19 protein-coding genes are annotated in these 16,592 nt (G+C 66.3%); 15 read left to right on the top strand and 4 right to left on the bottom strand.

Going from position 1 to position 16,592, the window contains the following annotated elements; translation table 11 throughout:
• Positions 1–76: 76 nt before the first annotated feature.
• Genes AC1RQG_RS11410 through maiA form a run of 4 tightly spaced genes read left to right on the top strand, consistent with a single transcriptional unit; the run spans position 77 to position 3,731 of the window.
• Positions 77–619, top strand: a complete 543-nt coding sequence (locus AC1RQG_RS11410) for a VOC family protein (protein ID WP_493131321.1) — start codon at positions 77–79, stop codon at positions 617–619.
• Positions 619–1,641 (top strand): fumarylacetoacetate hydrolase family protein, encoded by a 1,023-nt coding sequence (locus AC1RQG_RS11405; protein ID WP_493131319.1) that lies wholly within the window; start codon positions 619–621, stop codon positions 1,639–1,641. The genes AC1RQG_RS11410 and AC1RQG_RS11405 overlap by 1 nt, the downstream gene beginning before the upstream one ends.
• Positions 1,642–1,690: 49 nt before the next feature.
• Entirely contained in the window at positions 1,691–3,043 is a 1,353-nt protein-coding gene (locus tag AC1RQG_RS11400; RefSeq protein WP_493131317.1) for an MFS transporter, read from the top strand.
• 43 nt (positions 3,044–3,086) lie between these two features.
• On the top strand, positions 3,087–3,731 hold the full coding sequence (gene maiA / locus AC1RQG_RS11395) for a maleylacetoacetate isomerase (RefSeq protein WP_493131315.1): 645 nt from the start codon (positions 3,087–3,089) through the stop codon (positions 3,729–3,731).
• A gap of 13 nt (positions 3,732–3,744) precedes the next feature.
• Here maiA and AC1RQG_RS11390 read toward each other — a convergent pair whose 3' ends face one another.
• The 4 genes from AC1RQG_RS11390 to AC1RQG_RS11375 are packed head-to-tail and all read right to left on the bottom strand — an operon-like array spanning position 3,745 to position 7,996.
• Complete coding sequence (locus AC1RQG_RS11390) at positions 3,745–4,911, bottom strand: ABC transporter permease (RefSeq protein ID WP_493131313.1); 1,167 nt, start codon at positions 4,909–4,911, stop codon at positions 3,745–3,747.
• Positions 4,912–4,915: 4 nt separating this feature from the next.
• Positions 4,916–6,085, bottom strand: coding sequence for an ABC transporter permease (locus AC1RQG_RS11385; RefSeq protein ID WP_493131311.1), 1,170 nt, complete (start codon positions 6,083–6,085; stop codon positions 4,916–4,918).
• Between the two features lie 3 nt (positions 6,086–6,088).
• Complete coding sequence (locus AC1RQG_RS11380; RefSeq protein ID WP_493131309.1) at positions 6,089–6,775, bottom strand: ABC transporter ATP-binding protein; 687 nt, start codon at positions 6,773–6,775, stop codon at positions 6,089–6,091.
• Between the two features lie 3 nt (positions 6,776–6,778).
• Complete coding sequence (locus AC1RQG_RS11375; RefSeq protein ID WP_493131307.1) at positions 6,779–7,996, bottom strand: efflux RND transporter periplasmic adaptor subunit; 1,218 nt, start codon at positions 7,994–7,996, stop codon at positions 6,779–6,781.
• A gap of 163 nt (positions 7,997–8,159) precedes the next feature.
• On the opposite strand from AC1RQG_RS11375, the gene AC1RQG_RS11370 reads away from it, so the two are divergent.
• The 11 genes from AC1RQG_RS11370 to AC1RQG_RS11320 all read left to right on the top strand — a co-directional run bounded on the left by AC1RQG_RS11370 (position 8,160) and on the right by AC1RQG_RS11320 (position 16,532).
• Positions 8,160–8,948 (top strand): uracil-DNA glycosylase family protein, encoded by a 789-nt coding sequence (locus AC1RQG_RS11370; RefSeq protein ID WP_493131305.1) that lies wholly within the window; start codon positions 8,160–8,162, stop codon positions 8,946–8,948.
• Positions 8,949–9,052: 104 nt separating this feature from the next.
• Positions 9,053–9,529, top strand: a complete 477-nt coding sequence (iscR, locus tag AC1RQG_RS11365) for a Fe-S cluster assembly transcriptional regulator IscR (protein WP_182155881.1) — start codon at positions 9,053–9,055, stop codon at positions 9,527–9,529.
• A gap of 53 nt (positions 9,530–9,582) precedes the next feature.
• Entirely contained in the window at positions 9,583–10,839 is a 1,257-nt protein-coding gene (locus AC1RQG_RS11360; protein WP_493131303.1) for an IscS subfamily cysteine desulfurase, read from the top strand.
• 40 nt (positions 10,840–10,879) lie between these two features.
• Positions 10,880–11,272 (top strand): Fe-S cluster assembly scaffold IscU, encoded by a 393-nt coding sequence (gene iscU / locus AC1RQG_RS11355; RefSeq protein ID WP_182155877.1) that lies wholly within the window; start codon positions 10,880–10,882, stop codon positions 11,270–11,272.
• 51 nt (positions 11,273–11,323) lie between these two features.
• On the top strand, positions 11,324–11,647 hold the full coding sequence (iscA, locus tag AC1RQG_RS11350) for an iron-sulfur cluster assembly protein IscA (RefSeq protein WP_182165966.1): 324 nt from the start codon (positions 11,324–11,326) through the stop codon (positions 11,645–11,647).
• Positions 11,648–11,719: 72 nt separating this feature from the next.
• Positions 11,720–12,238 (top strand): Fe-S protein assembly co-chaperone HscB, encoded by a 519-nt coding sequence (gene hscB / locus AC1RQG_RS11345; protein ID WP_493131300.1) that lies wholly within the window; start codon positions 11,720–11,722, stop codon positions 12,236–12,238.
• Between the two features lie 130 nt (positions 12,239–12,368).
• The gene (hscA, locus tag AC1RQG_RS11340; protein ID WP_493131298.1) at positions 12,369–14,249 is read left to right on the top strand and encodes a Fe-S protein assembly chaperone HscA; all 1,881 of its coding nucleotides are present in this window, start codon (positions 12,369–12,371) and stop codon (positions 14,247–14,249) included.
• A 73-nt stretch (positions 14,250–14,322) separates the two neighbouring features.
• A complete protein-coding gene (gene fdx, locus AC1RQG_RS11335) occupies positions 14,323–14,664 on the top strand; it encodes an ISC system 2Fe-2S type ferredoxin (RefSeq protein ID WP_493131296.1) in 342 nt (113 codons plus the stop codon).
• 14 nt (positions 14,665–14,678) lie between these two features.
• Positions 14,679–14,873 carry a Fe-S cluster assembly protein IscX gene (iscX, locus tag AC1RQG_RS11330; RefSeq protein WP_493131294.1) on the top strand — a complete coding sequence of 65 codons (195 nt, stop codon included), beginning with the start codon at positions 14,679–14,681 and terminating at the stop codon, positions 14,871–14,873.
• A complete protein-coding gene (locus AC1RQG_RS11325; protein ID WP_493131292.1) occupies positions 14,860–15,777 on the top strand; it encodes a class I SAM-dependent methyltransferase in 918 nt (305 codons plus the stop codon). Before iscX ends, AC1RQG_RS11325 begins: the two co-directional genes overlap by 14 nt.
• A gap of 11 nt (positions 15,778–15,788) precedes the next feature.
• Positions 15,789–16,532 carry an rRNA pseudouridine synthase gene (locus tag AC1RQG_RS11320; RefSeq protein WP_493131290.1) on the top strand — a complete coding sequence of 248 codons (744 nt, stop codon included), beginning with the start codon at positions 15,789–15,791 and terminating at the stop codon, positions 16,530–16,532.
• The last annotated feature ends 60 nt before the right edge of the window (positions 16,533–16,592 follow it).

Genomic DNA, 16,592 nt, shown 5'->3' with positions numbered 1-16,592 from the left:
GCTAAGAAAATACTGTTTGTATGATATCTGAATCTGGATTCTAATGCTCTGCATGAGGACTTAACCGGAGACACAGATGAAGATCAAGCAAATCCACCACGTGGCCTACCGCTGCATCGACGCCAAGCAGACCGTCGAGTGGTACGTCAAACACCTGAACATGGACTTCGTGCTGGCCATCGCCGAAAACGAAGTGCCATCGACCAAGGCGCCGGACCCGTACATGCACGTGTTCCTGGACGCCGGCCACGGCAACGTGCTGGCCTTCTTCGAGCTGCCGACCCAGGCGCCGATGGACCGCGACCGCAACACCCCGGCCTGGGTCCAGCACCTGGCGCTGGAGGTGGAGAGCATGGACGAACTGCTGGCCGCCAAGGAGCGCCTGGTGGCCGCCGGCATCGACGTGCTGGGTCCCGTCAACCACACCATCTTCAAGTCGATCTACTTCTTCGACCCCAACGGCCACCGGCTGGAGCTGGCGGCCAACATCGGCACGCCGGAGATGTACCAGAAGCTCGACGCCGTCAAATGGGAGATGCTGGAGGAGTGGTCGAAGACGCGCAAGGCGCCGCGCCACGCGGCCTGGATGCATGAACCGGAATCGGAGGGCCAGCAATAATGAAGCTCGCCACCCTGAAGAACGGCAGCCGCGACGGCGCCCTCGTCATCGTCAGCCGCGACCTGTCGCGCTGCGTGGCCGTGCCGCAAATCGCCGCCACCCTGCAGCATGCGCTCGACGACTGGGACGCCATCGCGCCGCGTCTGGAGCAGACCTACGCCGCGCTCAACGCCGGCACCGTGGCCGAGGCCCTGCCGTTCGACCAGCGCCTGTGCCACTCGCCGCTGCCGCGCGCCTACCAGTGGGCCGACGGCTCCGCCTACATCAACCACGTGGAACTGGTGCGCAAGGCCCGCAACGCCGAAGTGCCGGCGTCGTTCTACACCGACCCGCTGATGTACCAAGGCGGTTCGGACAGCTTCATCGGCCCGCATGATCCGATCTACGCGCTGTCCGAGGACTGGGGCATCGACCTGGAGGCGGAAGTGGCCGTCATCACGGGCGACGTGCGCATGGGCGCCAGCGCGGACGACGCGGCCAAGGCGATCCGGCTCATCATGCTGGTCAACGACGTTTCGCTGCGCAATCTGATCCCGAACGAACTGGCCAAGGGCTTCGGCTTCTTCCAGTCCAAGGCCGCCAGCGCGTTCTCGCCGGTGGCCGTCACGCCCGATGAACTGGGCGCGCACTGGGCCGACACCAAGCTGCACCTGCCGCTGCTGGTGGAACTGAACCACCGTCCGTTCGGCCGTCCCAACGCGGGCGAGGACATGACGTTCAATTTCGCCCAGCTGGTGGCGCACGCCGCCGCCACGCGCGAACTGGCGGCCGGCACTATCATCGGCTCGGGCACGGTGTCCAACAAGCAGGGCAGCCTGCACGGATCGAGCATCGCCAATGGCGGCGTCGGTTACTGCTGCCTGGCCGAAGTGCGCATGTACGAAACCATCGAGAGCGGCAAGCCGCAGACGGGCTTCCTGAAGTTCGGCGACAGCGTGCGCATCGAGATGCGCGACGCGGACGGCGCCAGCATCTTCGGCGCCATCGAGCAGACCGTCACGCACTACCGCGAACGCGGTTGACGCGGTTGAAACAGTAAAAGCGGATAAAAAAAGAGAACAGGGAGACAGCATGGAAAGTCAGATCGATATCCCGGCGCTCATCGACCGCAACAAGGTCGGCGGGTTCCAGCTTCGCGTATTGCTCTTGTGCGGCTTGTGCATCCTGATGGATGGCTTCGACGTGCAGGCCATGGGCTATGTGGCCCCGGCCATCATCCAGGAGTGGCATGTGACCAAGGCCAGCCTGGGGCCGGTGTTCGGCGCCGGGCTGCTGGGCATGCTGGTCGGTTCGCTCGCGTTCAGCGTGCTGGCCGATAAGATCGGCCGCCGGCCGGTGCTGATCGGCGCCACGCTGTTCTTCTCGGTGTGCATGCTGGTCACGCCGTGGGCCGCCTCGCTGGAGCAGTTGCAGGTGCTGCGCTTCATCACGGGCCTGGGCCTGGGCGCCATCATGCCCAATGTGATGGCGCTGGCCGGCGAGTACAGTCCCGCGCGCCGCCGCGTGACGCTGATGATGCTGGTGTCGTGCGGCTTCACCGTGGGCGCCGTGGTCGGCGGCCTGGTGTCGGCGGCGCTGATTCCGGCGTTCGGCTGGCGCGCCGTGTTCTATGTCGGCGGCCTGGCGCCGCTGGCCATCGGCCTGCTGATGCTGGCGCTGCTGCCCGAATCCATGCAGTTCCTCGTGCTGCGCGGACGTCGCACGGACAAGGTGGCCCAATGGCTGCGCGCCATCGATCCCACCGTGGTGGCCGGCGCCGGCAGTCGTTATCTGGTGCAGGAGGCGCCGCAGAAGGGCGGCTCCGTGCTGGCGCTGTTCCACGCGGGCCGGGCCTGGACCACCACGCTGCTTTGGCTGGTCAACTTCCTCAACCTGTTGAACCTGTACTTCCTGTCCAACTGGCTGCCCACCATCATCAAGGATGCCGGCCTGTCGACCAGCATGGCGGTGCTGGCCGGGACCGTGCTGCCGATCGGCGGCACCATCGGCACGCTCGTCATGGGGCAACTGATCGACCGCTCCGGTTTCCGCCGTGTGCTCATCCCCGGCTTCCTGGTGGCGGCGGTGGCGATCGTGCTGATCGGCCGTCCGGAAGCGTCGCTGCTGTTCCTGTTCGCCAGCATCCTGGTGGCCGGCTTTTGCATCGTCGGCGGCCAACCGGCCGTCAACGCGCTGGCCGGCAGCTACTACCCGACCACATTGCGCTCCACCGGCATCGGCTGGAGCCTGGGCGTGGGCCGCATCGGCTCCATCGTCGGCCCCGTGCTGGGCGGAGAACTGATCCGCATGAACTGGCCCAACAGCACCATCTTCGCCATCGCCGCCGTGCCGGCCCTGCTGTCCGCCGTCATGCTGTGGCTGATGGAGCGCCCACCGGTGGCGGAGGGCGCCGTGGCCGACGGCATGGCGGCCGCCGGCCACTGATCACGTTTCGCGTATGGCCGGATTTTTTTGAAAGAATCGAGCAATGAAGCTGTACACCTACTTCCGCAGTTCCGCCGCCTACCGCGTGCGTATTGCGTTGAACTTGAAAGGGCTGGCTTACGAGGCCATCCCCGTTCATTTATTGCGGCATGGCGGCGAGCAACTGGCGCCCGAATACCGCGCCGTCAACCCCAGCGCCCTGATCCCGGCGCTGGAGGACGACGGCGCCATCGTGCACCAGTCGCTCGCCATCATGGAATACCTGGACGAGCTGCATCCGTCCACGCCGCTGCTGCCCGCCGGCGCGCTGGCCCGCGCCCGCGTGCGCGCGCTGGCGTTGACGGTGGCGTGCGACACCCACCCGCTCACCAACCTGCGCGTGCTCAAGTACCTGAAAGGGCCGCTGGGTTTGTCGGAGGAAGTGAAGACGCAGTGGTACAAGCACTGGCTGGGCGAGGGCATGGCCATGCTGGAGGCGCATCTGGCGAACGACCCGCAGACGGGCCGCTTCTGCCACGGCGACACGCCCACCATGGCCGACTGCTGCCTGGCGCCGCAAGTGTTCAATGCCCAGCGTTTCGAGCTGGACATGGCGCCGTACCCCACCATCATGCGCATCCACGCCAACTGCATGGCGCTGCCCGCGTTCGCGGCCGCCCATCCGTCGCGGCAGCCGGACGCCGAATAGGCGCCACGGCCGTTCAGGCGGCCCGCAGCGCTTCCACGATGCGCAGGCGGGCCGCCCGCACGGCCGGCAGGAAGCCGCCGATGAAGCCCATGACGAGGGCGAACAGCAGCGTCTTGACCACGACGGCGGTGCTCAGCTTGAAGCCGAAGGCCAGCTCCGAGAAGGTCTGGAAGTTGGCGGTGGAGAAGGACATGAACTGCATCAGCGACGCCAGCGCCAGCCCCGCCACGCCGCCCACCAGCGACAGCAGCATGGCCTCCGTGAGGAAGGCGGCCAGGATGCTGCGGCGCCGGAAGCCGAGCGCGCGCAGGGTGCCGATCTCGCCCACCCGGTTGGCCACCGAGGCGTACATGGTGATGGTGGCGCCTATCATGGCGCCGATCGAGAAGATCACCGACAGCGTGATGCCGAGGATGTTGATGAAGGTCGACAGCGCCTTCGACTGGTCGGCGTAGAACAGCTGTTCGCGCTTGGCCTCCAGCGTCAGGCGCGGGTCGCTCTCGATGTCGTGCTTGAAGCCGTCGAAGCTGTTGGTGTTGGACAGCCGCAGCACCATGGCCGACCAGGCGTTGCGGTGGAAGGCCTGCAGCAGCTGGTCGGCGTCGCCCCACACTTCGGAATCGAAGCCGCTGTTGCCGGCGTCGAACAGGCCCACCACGGTCCATTCGCGCTGGCCGAAGCGCAGCTTCTCGCCGATGCCGGCGCCGGCGAAGCGGCGCGCGATGCTGGCGCCGGCGATGATCTCGGAGGCGCCGGGCCGGAACATGCGCCCGCTGGTCAGCCGCACTTGGGGCCGCAGTTGCAGGCCGCGCAGGTCCACACCGCGGATGATGACGTTGGACGGCTTGTCCGAGTCGCGCTTGTTGAGCGAGATCAGCACCACGGTCTCCTTCGACAGCATGGCCTGCCCGTCCGGCCCGCGCGCGATGGCGGGGTGGGTGGCGACGATGTTGGCCTGGGCGCGCTCGATGCCGCTCTGGATCTCCGTGTCGGCCGCGCGCCGGATCACCACCACGTTGTCGTATTCACCGGTGGTGACGAGGGTGCTGCGCAAGCCCTCGTCGAGCATCAGCACGGTGGCGAACACGAACACCACCAGCGCCAGGCCGGCCGCCGTCAGGCCGGTGGTCAGGCGGCGCATCCACAGGTTGCGGGCGATGTAGGAGAGCGGGATTTTCATGGGCCTATCCTATGCTGCGCAAGCCTTCGACGATGTTGACGCGGCTGGCCCGGACGGTGGGCGCGATGCCGGCCACCACGCCGATGGCCAGCGCGGCCAGCACCTGCTGCAGCACGGTCGCCGCCGACACGTCGAACACGGGGAACATGGTGCCCATCTTGGCCGCGAAGCCGGCCGCCACGGGGAACAGCAGCGCGATGCCCAGCCCGGCGCCGCACAGGGCCAGCAGCAGCGATTCGCCGAAGATCATCAGCGCCAGGAAGCCGGGGCCGAAGCCGAGCGCCTTGAGGGTGGCGTATTCGCCGAGCCGCTCGCGCGCGCTCATGGCCATGGTGTTGGCCATCACGGCCATGATGATCAGGATCACCACGTACGACACCACGCGGATCGCCACCACGATCGCCTCGGACATGGACACGAAACCGAGCTGGAACGCCTTCTCGGTCTCCGTCAGCGTCTCGGCCAGCGAGTTGCGGAACTGGCTGTCGATGGCGGCGGAGATGGCGGCCGCGTTCTCGGGCTGGCCGATCTGCACCACATACACGCCGATCTGGTTGGCGCGGCGCGGCGCGACCTTCTTGATCGTCTCGTTGATGTAGTCCCACTGGACGAACATGGTGGAGGTGTTGGTGTTGCTCTGGCGGCCGTCGTAGATGCCGCGCACCACGAACTCCCACTGGCCGGGGTAGATGGTGCCCTTGATGGGGATGACGTCGCCCACCTTGAAGCCGTACTGGTCGGCCAGTTTGCGGCCCACGATGGCGCCCTTGCGGTCGCGCAGGAAGGCGGCGCGCTGGTCCTCGGGCAGCAGGTAGTCGGGATAGATGTCGAGGTAGCTCTGGCCGGAGATGGCGAACTGGGCGAAGAAGTTCTTCGGATCCTGGTACACGCCGCCGAACCAGTTGGCGTAGCCGACCGCCTTCACGCCCTCCACGCCGCGGATGCGGGCCTGGTACGACAACGGCAGCGGGAACACGAGCGAGGTCTTGTTGCGGGTGACGAGGGTGGTGTTGGCGGCGCCTTCCGCGCCCGCGTACCAGGCGTCGATCACCGTCTGCAGCAGCCCGAACGAGAGCGTGGCCACCACCAGGCCGAGCACCGTGAGCGTGGTGCGCAGCTTGTGGCGCAGGGCGTTCTTGGCGATCAGCCGCAGCGTGTAGAACGGCGCGACCATGCGTCAGGCCGCTCCCTCGGCCAGCAGTTCGCCCTTTTCCAGATGCACCACGCTGCGCGCGGCGGCGGCCGCGTTGGCGTCGTGGGTGACCATGATGATGGTCTTGCCCAGCTCGCGGTTCAGGCGCTGCAGCAGGGCCAGCACCTCGGCCGCCGAATTGCGGTCCAGGTCACCGGTCGGCTCGTCGGCCACGATCAGGGCCGGGTCGGTGACGATGGCGCGCGCGATGGCCACGCGCTGCTGCTGGCCGCCCGACAGTTCGTTGGGCGTGTGGTCCATGCGGTCGGACAGGTTGACCATGGCCAGCGTCAGTTCCACCCGCTCGCGCCGTTCGCGCCGCGACAGCGGCGTGAGCATCAGCGGCAGTTCCACGTTCTCGTAGGCGGTCAGCACCGGCATCAGGTTGTAGAACTGGAAGATGAAGCCGACGTGGGTGGCGCGCCATTGCGCCAGCGCGCTTTCGCCCATGCGGGCGATATCGAGGCCGTCCACGCGCAGCAGGCCGCTGTCGGGCTTGTCGATGCCGGCGATCAGGTTGAGCAGGGTGCTCTTGCCGGAGCCGGATGGCCCCATCAGGGCCGTGAAGTCGCCGGCCTCGATCGACAGGCTGATGTCGGTCAGCACCGGCACCACCTGGCCGCCGCGCCGGTAGGACTTGACCAGGTGTTCGATCTGGACGATGGGCGCCATGGCTTACTTCTTCGCCGGCGCGATGGCCTGGCCGTCGCGCAGATTGGCGGCCGGGTTGAGCACCAGCTTGTCGCCCGGCTTGACGCCCTGCACGGCCACCAGTTCGCCGACCTTGGCGCCGGCCGTCACGGGCACCTGGCGCACCTTGCCGGCGTCGGCCACGAAGGCCACGGTTTTGCCGTCGCGGGTGGCGATGGCGCCCGGCTGCACGGCCACCACGGGCGCGCGCTCGGCGGGAGGCACGGCCTTGGACAGGAAGGCCACCTTGGCGCTCATGTCGGGCAGCACCCGGTTGTCGGGCGCCGTGAAGCGCACCTTGACCAGCAGCGTGGCCTTGCTGCGGTCCAGCGTGGGCACCATGCGCGAGACGGTGCCTTCCAGCCGCAGGTCCGGGAAGGCGTCGAGCTGGATCTCGGCCGGCTGGTCGACATGGATCTTGCTGATGTTCGATTCGGACACGTCGGCCTCCACCTCCAGCGTATCCATGTCGGCGATGGTGACGACGGCGCCCTTGCTGTCGGCGGCCGACGAGAACGGGGTGATGTTGTCGCCCACGTTGGCGCTCTTGGTCAGGATCACGCCGTCGAACGGGGCGCGGATCAGGGTCTGGTCCAGCGCCACCTGGGCCGACTGCGCGCCGGCCTTGGCGGCGGCGATGGCGGCCTGGTAGCCGGCGATGCCGGCCCTGGCCTTGTTGAGCCGGGCCTGGGCCGCGTCGTAGGTGGCGGTGGCGATGAATTTCTGCTGCAGCAGTTCGGCGCTGCGCTTGAAGGCGGCCTGCGCGTCCTGCAGCTCGGCCTGGCCCTGCGCCAGGTTGGCCTGCGCCACCTGCACGTTGGCCCTGGCCTGGCCCAGCGCGGCGCTCACGTCGCGGTTCTCCAGCCGCGCCACCACCTCATCCTTTTTCACGTGGCTGCCTTCCAGCACCCCCAGCCATTCGAGCCGGCCCGTGGCCTTGGACGACAGGGCCGCCTTGCGCTGGGCCACCACATAGCCGGTGGCGTTGAGCAGCGTGTAGTTCTGGGACGGGTAGGCCTGGGCCACGGTCACCGTCTCCACGCTGGTCGCGCCGCCCAGCCGGCGCGACACGACCGCCGCGGCGCCCAGCACCAGCACGCCGACCACCACCCAGCGCAGCCAACGCCGCCGGGTGCGGGCGGCCGTCGCCGGCGCCTGCGGGCCGCGTTCGATCTTGAGCTTGGAGATGTCGGGGTTTGCCACGTTTTTACCTCTGCGGTGGAAGGGATGGTGGAACTGGCGCAAAACAACATAACAATCTTGCTATATTGTCGCCGCGCGCGCAAGCGCTGTAACCGGCGCGGGCGCAAGACGGACGTAAGCACGCTGCGCTACAATTTCGCCTTTCCCCTCCCATCGCCTCGCCATGACCATCCCCGCACCCATCGCCGACGCGCTCGCGCGCGCCCATGTTTCGTGGCGTCCCGTCCTGCGCAAGGGGCTGGAGGCGATGATGGCGGCCGATCCGGCCTATTTGCCGGCGCTGGCCGTCGATCACTATCTGCCGACGGAGCAACGTCTGTTCGCCGCGTTCGCGCTGCCACTGGACCGGGTGCGCTACGTGCTGGTGGGCGAGGGGCCGTATCCGCGCGCCGAGAGCGCGACCGGCGTGTGTTTCATGGACGGCGCCGTCGGCAGCCTGTGGTCGGACGAGGCGGGCGGTGGGCTATCCAAGCCCGTCAACAAGGCCACCTCGCTGCGCAACTTCATGAAGATGCTGCTGGTGGCCGACGGCCAGCTGGCGCCCGACGACACGGCCGGCCCGGCGCTGGCGGCCGTGGCCGAGCGGGCCCGCAGCGGCGGCGCCACCATCCAGACCCTGGCCCAGATGCAGGCCGCGCTGACGGCGCACGGCTTCCTGCTGCTCAACGCGGCGCTGGTGTTCCGCCCGCACGTGGCGCCCGCGCGCGACGCCCGGGCCTGGCTGCCGTTCTTTGAGACGGTGATGGCGGAACTGGCCCGGCTGGCCGAACCGGCGCCGGTGGTGGTGCTGTGGGGAAAGATCGCTGAACAGATGAATAAGTTGCCGGTGATGAAAAGTTTCCCGCAAGTATGTTGCGAGCATCCGTACAACCTGAGTTTTATCGGCAACCCGGCCATGCATGGCCTGTTCGGCCCCATGCGCCTGCTGGCGACCGGCCAAAGCCGATCCTGACAAACTTCCGCAAAGTTTGATATACTTGACTAAATCGATCAACTAATCAGGCTTTTTCGACTAGTTGAAGAGCGATATTTTAACCGAGTTGAACCGAGGTAGTGATGCGTCTGACCACCAAAGGCCGTTTTGCCGTGACCGCGATGATCGATTTGGCCATGCGCCAGGGCAAGGGCCCCGTCACGTTGTCGGGGATCAGCCAGCGGCAAGCCATTTCGCTGTCCTACCTCGAGCAGCTGTTCGGCAAGCTGCGCCGGCATGAGATCGTCGAATCCATCCGCGGCCCCGGCGGCGGCTACAGCCTGGCGCGCCGGGCCGACAAGGTGACGGTGGCCGACATCATCATCGCCGTCGACGAGCCGCTGGACGCCACCCAGTGCGGCGGCAAGGAGAACTGCCACGGCGCCGACGCCGCCAGCGGTGCGCGCTGCATGACCCACGAACTGTGGGCCACGCTCAACGAGAAGATGGTCGACTACCTCGATTCCGTGTCGCTGCAGGACCTGGTCGACCAGCAGAAACTGAAGAACGCCGAACAAAACGTGGTCGTGCTGCACCGCAACCACGCCGCGATGGGCTGATGACCGCGTCGCGGTTAGCCTGAAAATGAGTTGTCACGCTTTGGAGTAACTAGATGAATGCCCCTGAAAAAAACGTCGCGCAGGTCCAGTTCCATACCGCCCCGCATTTCCCGATCTACATGGACTACTCGGCCACCACGCCGGTCGATCCGCGCGTCGCCGATCAGATGATCCCGTATCTGCGCGAGCAGTTCGGTAATCCCGCCTCGCGCAGCCACATGTACGGCTGGGTGGCGGAAAAAGCGGTGGAGGAGGCGCGCGGCCACGTGGCCGCGCTGGTCAACGCCGACCCGCGCGAGATCATCTGGACCTCGGGCGCCACCGAGAGCAACAACCTGGCCCTGAAGGGCGCGGCGCAGTTCTACAAGACCAAGGGCAAGCACATCATCACCGTCAAGACCGAGCACAAGTCGGTGCTCGACACGGTGCGCGAACTGGAACGCCAGGGCTTCGAGGCGACCTACCTGGACCCGCAGGACAACGGCCTGATCTCGATCGAGCAGCTGACGGCGGCCATGCGCCCCGACACCATCCTGGTGTCCGTCATGCTGGTCAACAACGAGATCGGCGTGGTCCAGCCTATCGACGAGATCGGCGCGCTGTGCCGCTCGAAGGGCATCATCTTCCACTGCGACGCCGCCCAGGCGACGGGCAAGGTGGTCATCGACCTGCAAAAGACCAAGGTCGACCTGATGACCTTCACGGCGCACAAGACCTACGGCCCGAAGGGCGTGGGCGCGCTGTACGTGTGCCGCAAGCCGCGCGTGCGCCTGGAGGCGCAGATGCACGGCGGCGGCCATGAGCGCGGCCTGCGTTCGGGCACGCTGCCGACCCACCAGATCGTGGGCATGGGCGAGGCGTTCCGCCTGGCCAAGCTGGAGATGGACGAGGAGATCGTGCGCATCAAGGCGCTGCGCGACCGCCTGGCCGCCGGCCTGCAGGAGATCGAAGAAACCTACGTCAACGGCGACATGGCGCACCGCGTGCCGCACAACCTGAACGTGAGCTTCAACTACGTGGAAGGCGAATCGCTGATCATGGCCGTCAAGGACCTGGCTGTGTCGTCCGGCTCGGCCTGCACCTCGGCCAGCCTGGAGCCGTCGTACGTGCTGCGCGCGCTGGGCCGCAGCGACGAACTGGCGCACAGCTCGATCCGCTTCACCATCGGTCGTTTCACCACCGAGGCCGACATCGACTTCGCCGTCGACCTGATGAAGTCCAAGGTCGGCAAGCTGCGCGAACTGTCGCCGCTGTGGGACATGTTCAAGGAAGGGATCGACATCAATTCGATCCAGTGGGCGGCCCACTAATCACGCACGTACGAATTCAGACAAATTTAGGAGCATCAAAATGGCTTACTCGGAAAAAGTGTTGGACCACTACGAAAACCCCCGCAATGTGGGCGCGTTCGAAAAAGGCGATGAAACCGTCGGCACCGGCATGGTGGGCGCGCCCGCCTGCGGCGACGTGATGAAGCTGCAGATCAAGGTCGGCGCCGATGGCCTGATCGAAGACGCCAAGTTCAAGACCTATGGCTGCGGTTCGGCCATCGCATCGAGCTCGCTGGTGACCGAATGGGTCAAGGGCAAGACGCTGGACCAGGCGCTGGCCATCAAGAACACCCAGATCGCGGAAGAACTGGCGCTGCCGCCGGTGAAAATCCACTGCTCGATCCTGGCGGAAGACGCCATCAAGGCCGCCGTGCTCGATTACCAGACCAAGCACCCGGTCGCAGCGGCTTAACTTGTTTGACACCGGCCCCGGCGACGAAACCGGGACCGGCAGGAGAAATGCATGGCAATCACACTGACCGAAAAAGCGGCGAAGCACATCAACCGTTACATCGAACGGCGCGGCAAGGGCGTGGGCCTGCGCTTTGGCGTGCGCACCACGGGCTGCTCGGGGCTGGCCTACAAGCTGGAATATGTGGACGAGGCGGCGCAGGAGGACCACGTGTTCGAATCGTTCGGCGTGAAGGTGTTCGTCGATCCGAAAAGCCTGCCGTACATCGACGGCACCGAGCTTGATTTCGCGCGCGAGGGCTTGAACGAAGGCTTCAAGTTCAACAACCCGAACCAGAAGGACGCATGCGGCTGCGGCGAAAGCTTCCGCATCTGAGCCCGCGCGCCATGCCGCGCAGTCTTGCGATTGTGACGGCAGCCTGCGACTAGACCCGGATAGACCCCAGCCATGCAAAATCATTTCGAACTGTTCCACCTGCCGCAGCAATTCACGCTCGACCAGGCCGCGCTGGACGCCGCCTACCGCGACGTGCAGGGCCAGGTCCATCCCGACCGTTTCGTCAACGCGACCGACGCGGAAAAGCGCGTCGCCATGCAGTGGGCCACGCGCGCCAACGAAGCCTACCAGACCCTGAAGAATCCCCAGAAGCGCGCGCAGTACCTGTGCGAGCTCAATGGCGTGGATCTGCAGACGGAGTCCAACACGGCCATGCCGATGACCTTCCTGATGCAGCAGATGGAGTGGCGCGAGGCGCTGGCCGAGGCCCGTGCCGGCAAGGATATGGGCGCGCTGGAGGCGCTCGACCGCGAACTGCGCAACGACCGCAAGGGCCGGTTGCTCGACATCGCCGTGCACCTCGATGGCAATGATTACCACGCCGCCGCGCAGGACATCCGCGCGCTGATGTTCATCGATAAGATGAAACACGAGATCGACCTGGCGTTCCATCAGTTAGAGGACGCTTGACCGGGCGCGGTGGAGCAGGGCGCGACGTCCGCGCCGAGGGCCGACCGCCCGGCGCTCCGGCGCATGGCGCTTACTGGACGGCCGTCTCAACGCATACTTTTAATCAGAGCCGCAAGGCATGAAACCATAAATGGCACTTCTGCAAATTTCTGAACCTGGCATGTCGACCGCGCCGCACCAGCACCGGCTGGCCGTGGGCATCGACCTGGGCACCACCAATTCGCTGGTCGCCACCGTGCGCAACAGCATCCCCGAAGTGCTGAACGACGAGGACGGCCGCCCGCTGCTGCCGTCCGTGGTGCGCTACCTGCCCAACGGCCACGCCAACATCGGCTACAAGGCGAAGGCCGCGCAGACCACCGATCCCAAGAACACCATCGTCTCCGTCAAGCGCTTCATGGGGCGCGGGCTGGCCGACATCGCCTACGCGGAAAACCTGCCCTACGATTTCCAGGACACGCCCGGCATGGTGCAGCTGAAGACCATCGCCGGCGTCAAGAGCCCGGTCGAAATCTCGGCCCAGATCCTGGCCACGCTGCGCCAGCGCGCCGAGGACTCGCTGGGCGACGACCTGGTGGGCGCCGTGATCACGGTGCCGGCCTATTTCGACGACGCCCAGCGCCAGGCCACCAAGGACGCGGCCCAGCTGGCCGGCCTGAACGTGCTGCGCCTGCTGAGCGAGCCGACGGCGGCCGCCATCGCCTACGGCCTCGATAACGGCTCCGAAGGCCTGTTCGCCGTGTACGACCTCGGCGGCGGCACGTTCGATATCTCCATCCTCAAGCTGTCCAAGGGCGTGTTCGAAGTGCTGTCGACCGGCGGCGACTCGGCCCTGGGCGGCGACGACTTCGACCACCGCCTGTTCTGCTGGATCCACGAGCAGGAAAAGCTGGCGCCGCTGTCCGACGAGGACACGGCCGTCCTGATGGTCAAGGCGCGCGAAGCGAAGGAACTGCTGTCGACCAAGGATGAAGTGATGGTGGACGCGGTGCTCGGTTCGGGCGAGGAAGTCCACCTGCGCATCACGGCCGCCACCTTCCACGAGATCACCAAGCACCTGGTCGCCAAGACCATGAACGCGATCCGCAAGGCGCTGCGCGACGCCGGCGTGGATGCCGACGACGTGGACGGCGTGGTCATGGTGGGCGGCGCCACGCGCATGCCGCACGTGCAGCGCGCCGTGGGCGATTTCTTCCACACCACGCCGCACGCCAATATCGACCCGGACAAGGTGGTGGCGCTGGGCGCGGCCATCCAGGCCAATCTGCTGGCCGGCAACCGCGCGCCCGGCGACGACTGGCTGCTGCTGGACGTGATTCCGCTCTCGCTCGGCATCGAGACCATGGGCGGCCTGGTCGAGAAGATCATCCCCCGCAATTCCACCATCCCGTGCGCGCGCGCGCAGGAGTTCACCACCTTCAAGGATGGTCAGACGGCGCTGGCCGTGCACGTGCTGCAGGGCGAACGCGAACTGGTGTCGGACTGCCGCTCGCTGGCGCGCTTCGAGCTGCGCGGCATTCCGCCCATGGTGGCCGGTGCGGCGCGCATCCGCATCACCTACCAGGTCGATGCGGACGGCTTGCTGTCGGTGTCGGCGCGCGAGCTGCGCTCGGGCGTGGAAGCGTCGATCAGCGTCAAGCCTGCCTATGGCCTGGGCGACGACGACGTGGCGCGCATGCTGCAGGATTCCTACAAGGCGGCCGACGTGGACATGGTCGCGCGCGCGCTGCGCGAGGAACAGGTGGAGGCCGAACGCATCCTGCTGGCCACCCAGTCCGCGCTCGACGAGGACGGCAATCTGCTGGACGGCGCCGAACGGGCCGCCGTGGACGCGCTGATGCAGCAGGTGCGCGACGCCATCGCCGCCTCCAACGCCGGCACGCTGGACCACAGCGGCGTGAAGGCGGCCGTCGAGGCGCTGGCCAACGGCACCGAGGAATTCGCGTCGCGCCGCATGGACCGCAGCGTGCGCAGCGCCCTGGCCGGCAAGTCGCTGGACCAGGTAGTGTAATCATCCCATCACCGCCGCCGCCCGCCCGCGCGGGCCGGGCGGCGAACCGAATTGAACAGACAGAGGTAACCAAGTGCCACAAATCGTCATCCTGCCACACGCCAAGCTGTGCCCCGAAGGCGCCGTGATCGAAGCGCCCGCCGGCAAATCCGTGTGCGACATCCTGCTCGAAAACGACATCCACATCGAGCACGCCTGCGAGAAATCGTGCGCCTGCACCACTTGCCACGTGCTGGTGCGTGAAGGCTTCGATTCGCTCAACGAGGCGACCGAGACGGAAGAGGATATGCTGGACAAGGCCTGGGGCCTGGAAGCATCGTCGCGCCTGTCGTGCCAGGCCATCGTGGCCGAGGAAGACCTCGTGATCGAGATCCCGAAATACACCATCAACCACGCCAGCGAAGGCGGGCATTGAGCCGGGAGAACGACATGAAATGGACTGACATCTCGACCATCGCGGAAGCGCTGTACGACAAATACCCGGACACCGATCCGACCACCATCCGCTTCACCGACCTGCACAACAAGGTGGTGGACCTGGAAGGCTTCGACGACGACCACACCCGAGGCGGCGAGAAGATTCTGGAAGCGATACAAGCGGCGTGGATCGATGAAGCGCGCTGAGAACCGGGCGGCCAAGGCCGTGCCGCTGGCCGCCACCACCAGCATCGCCACCATGCCCGAGATCCGCGACGGCCAGTCCGTGGCGTTGCTGCAGGAACTGCACATCCTCACCCGCGACGGCAAGTTGAACCAGGACAGCCGCCGTAAGCTCAAGCAGGTCTACCACCTGTATCAGTTCATCGAACCGCTGCTCAAGGAATTGCAGGCCGAGCGGGGCGAGGGCGGTCCCGGCATCACGCTGGTCGACCATGGCGCGGGCAAGTCCTACCTCGGCTTCATCCTGTATGACTTGTTCTTCAAGGGCCTGAACGACGGCTCGCACATCTACGGCATCGAAACGCGCGAAGAACTGGTGGCCCGCTCGCAGGAACTGGCGCAGAAATTCAACTTCCCCGGCATGTCGTTCCTGCCGCTGTCGGTGGCCGAATCGACGGAGTCGAAGCTGCTGCCCGAGCGGATCGATATCGTCACCGCGCTCCACGCCTGCAACACGGCGACCGACGACGCGATCCATTTCGCGCTGAAGAAGAAGGCCAAATACATGGTGCTGGTGCCGTGCTGCCAGGCCGAAGTGGCGTCCGTGCTGAAGAAGAACAAGGGCAAGGCGCTGGCCAGGAGCGCGCTGACGGAGATCTGGCGCCATCCGATCCACACCCGTGAATTCGGCAGCCAGATCACCAACGTGCTGCGCTGTCTGCAACTGGAAGCGCACGGCTACCAGGTCAACGTGACGGAGCTGGTGGGCTGGGAGCACTCGATGAAGAATGAACTGATCATCGCCACCTACAAGAACCTGCCGCGCAACCGTCCCACCGAGCGCCTGCGCGAAGTGCTGGAGACGCTGGGACTGGAGGAGATGGGCAACCGCTTCTTCACCGAGCAAGTGGCGCAAGCGAGCGCATGAAGATGGAAGCGATGAGCGATACCAGCACAGACAACACCATCCGTCTCGCCAAGCGCGTGGCGGAAATGCGCGCCTGTTCGCGGCGCGAGGCCGAACAATACATCGAAGGCGGCTGGGTCAGCGTGGATGGCGTGGTGGTCGAGGAGCCGGGCGCCCGCGCGGCGCCGCACCAGACGGTCACGATCTCCCCCGAGGCGACGCTGGTGGAATCGGTGCCGGTGACGCTGCTGCTGCACAAGCCGGCCGGCGTCAACGCCGGCGTCGGCCAGCAGGGCGCGCCGGCGCTCACCTGCCTGCGCGCCGACACGCTGACGGCCGACGCCCGTGGGCAGCGCTTCCTCAAGCGCCACCTGGCCGGCCTGACGCTGACCAATCCATTGGAGACGATGGCCAGCGGCCTGCTCGTGTTCACGCAGGACTTCCGCGTCGCGCGCAAGCTGGTGGACGACGCGGCGCGCATGGAGCAGGAACTGATCGTGGAGGTGGCGGGGCAGATCGCGGACGATGGTCTGGCGAAGCTGAACCACGGCCTCACGTTCAACGGCAAGGCGCTGCCGCCGATCAAGGTCAGCTGGCAGAACGAAAAGCGGCTGCGCTTCGCGCTCAAGGGCGTGCAGCCGGGCCAGATCGAGCACATGTGCAAGCAGGTGGGATTGAGCGTGGTGGCGATCAAGCGCATCCGCATCGGCCGCATCGCCATGGCCGGCTTGCCGGCGGGCGAGTGGCGCTATCTGCAGCCCTACGAGCGGTTCTAAGACGCAAAAAAAAACCGGGGTCAGGTCATGAAGCCACACAACATTGCGTGACTTCATGAC

The organism is Rugamonas sp. GW822-FHT03B10, assembly GCF_058801745.1.
The sequence above is the reverse complement of the archived record's forward strand: the minus strand, read 5'-3'. Positions and strand labels throughout refer to the sequence as shown.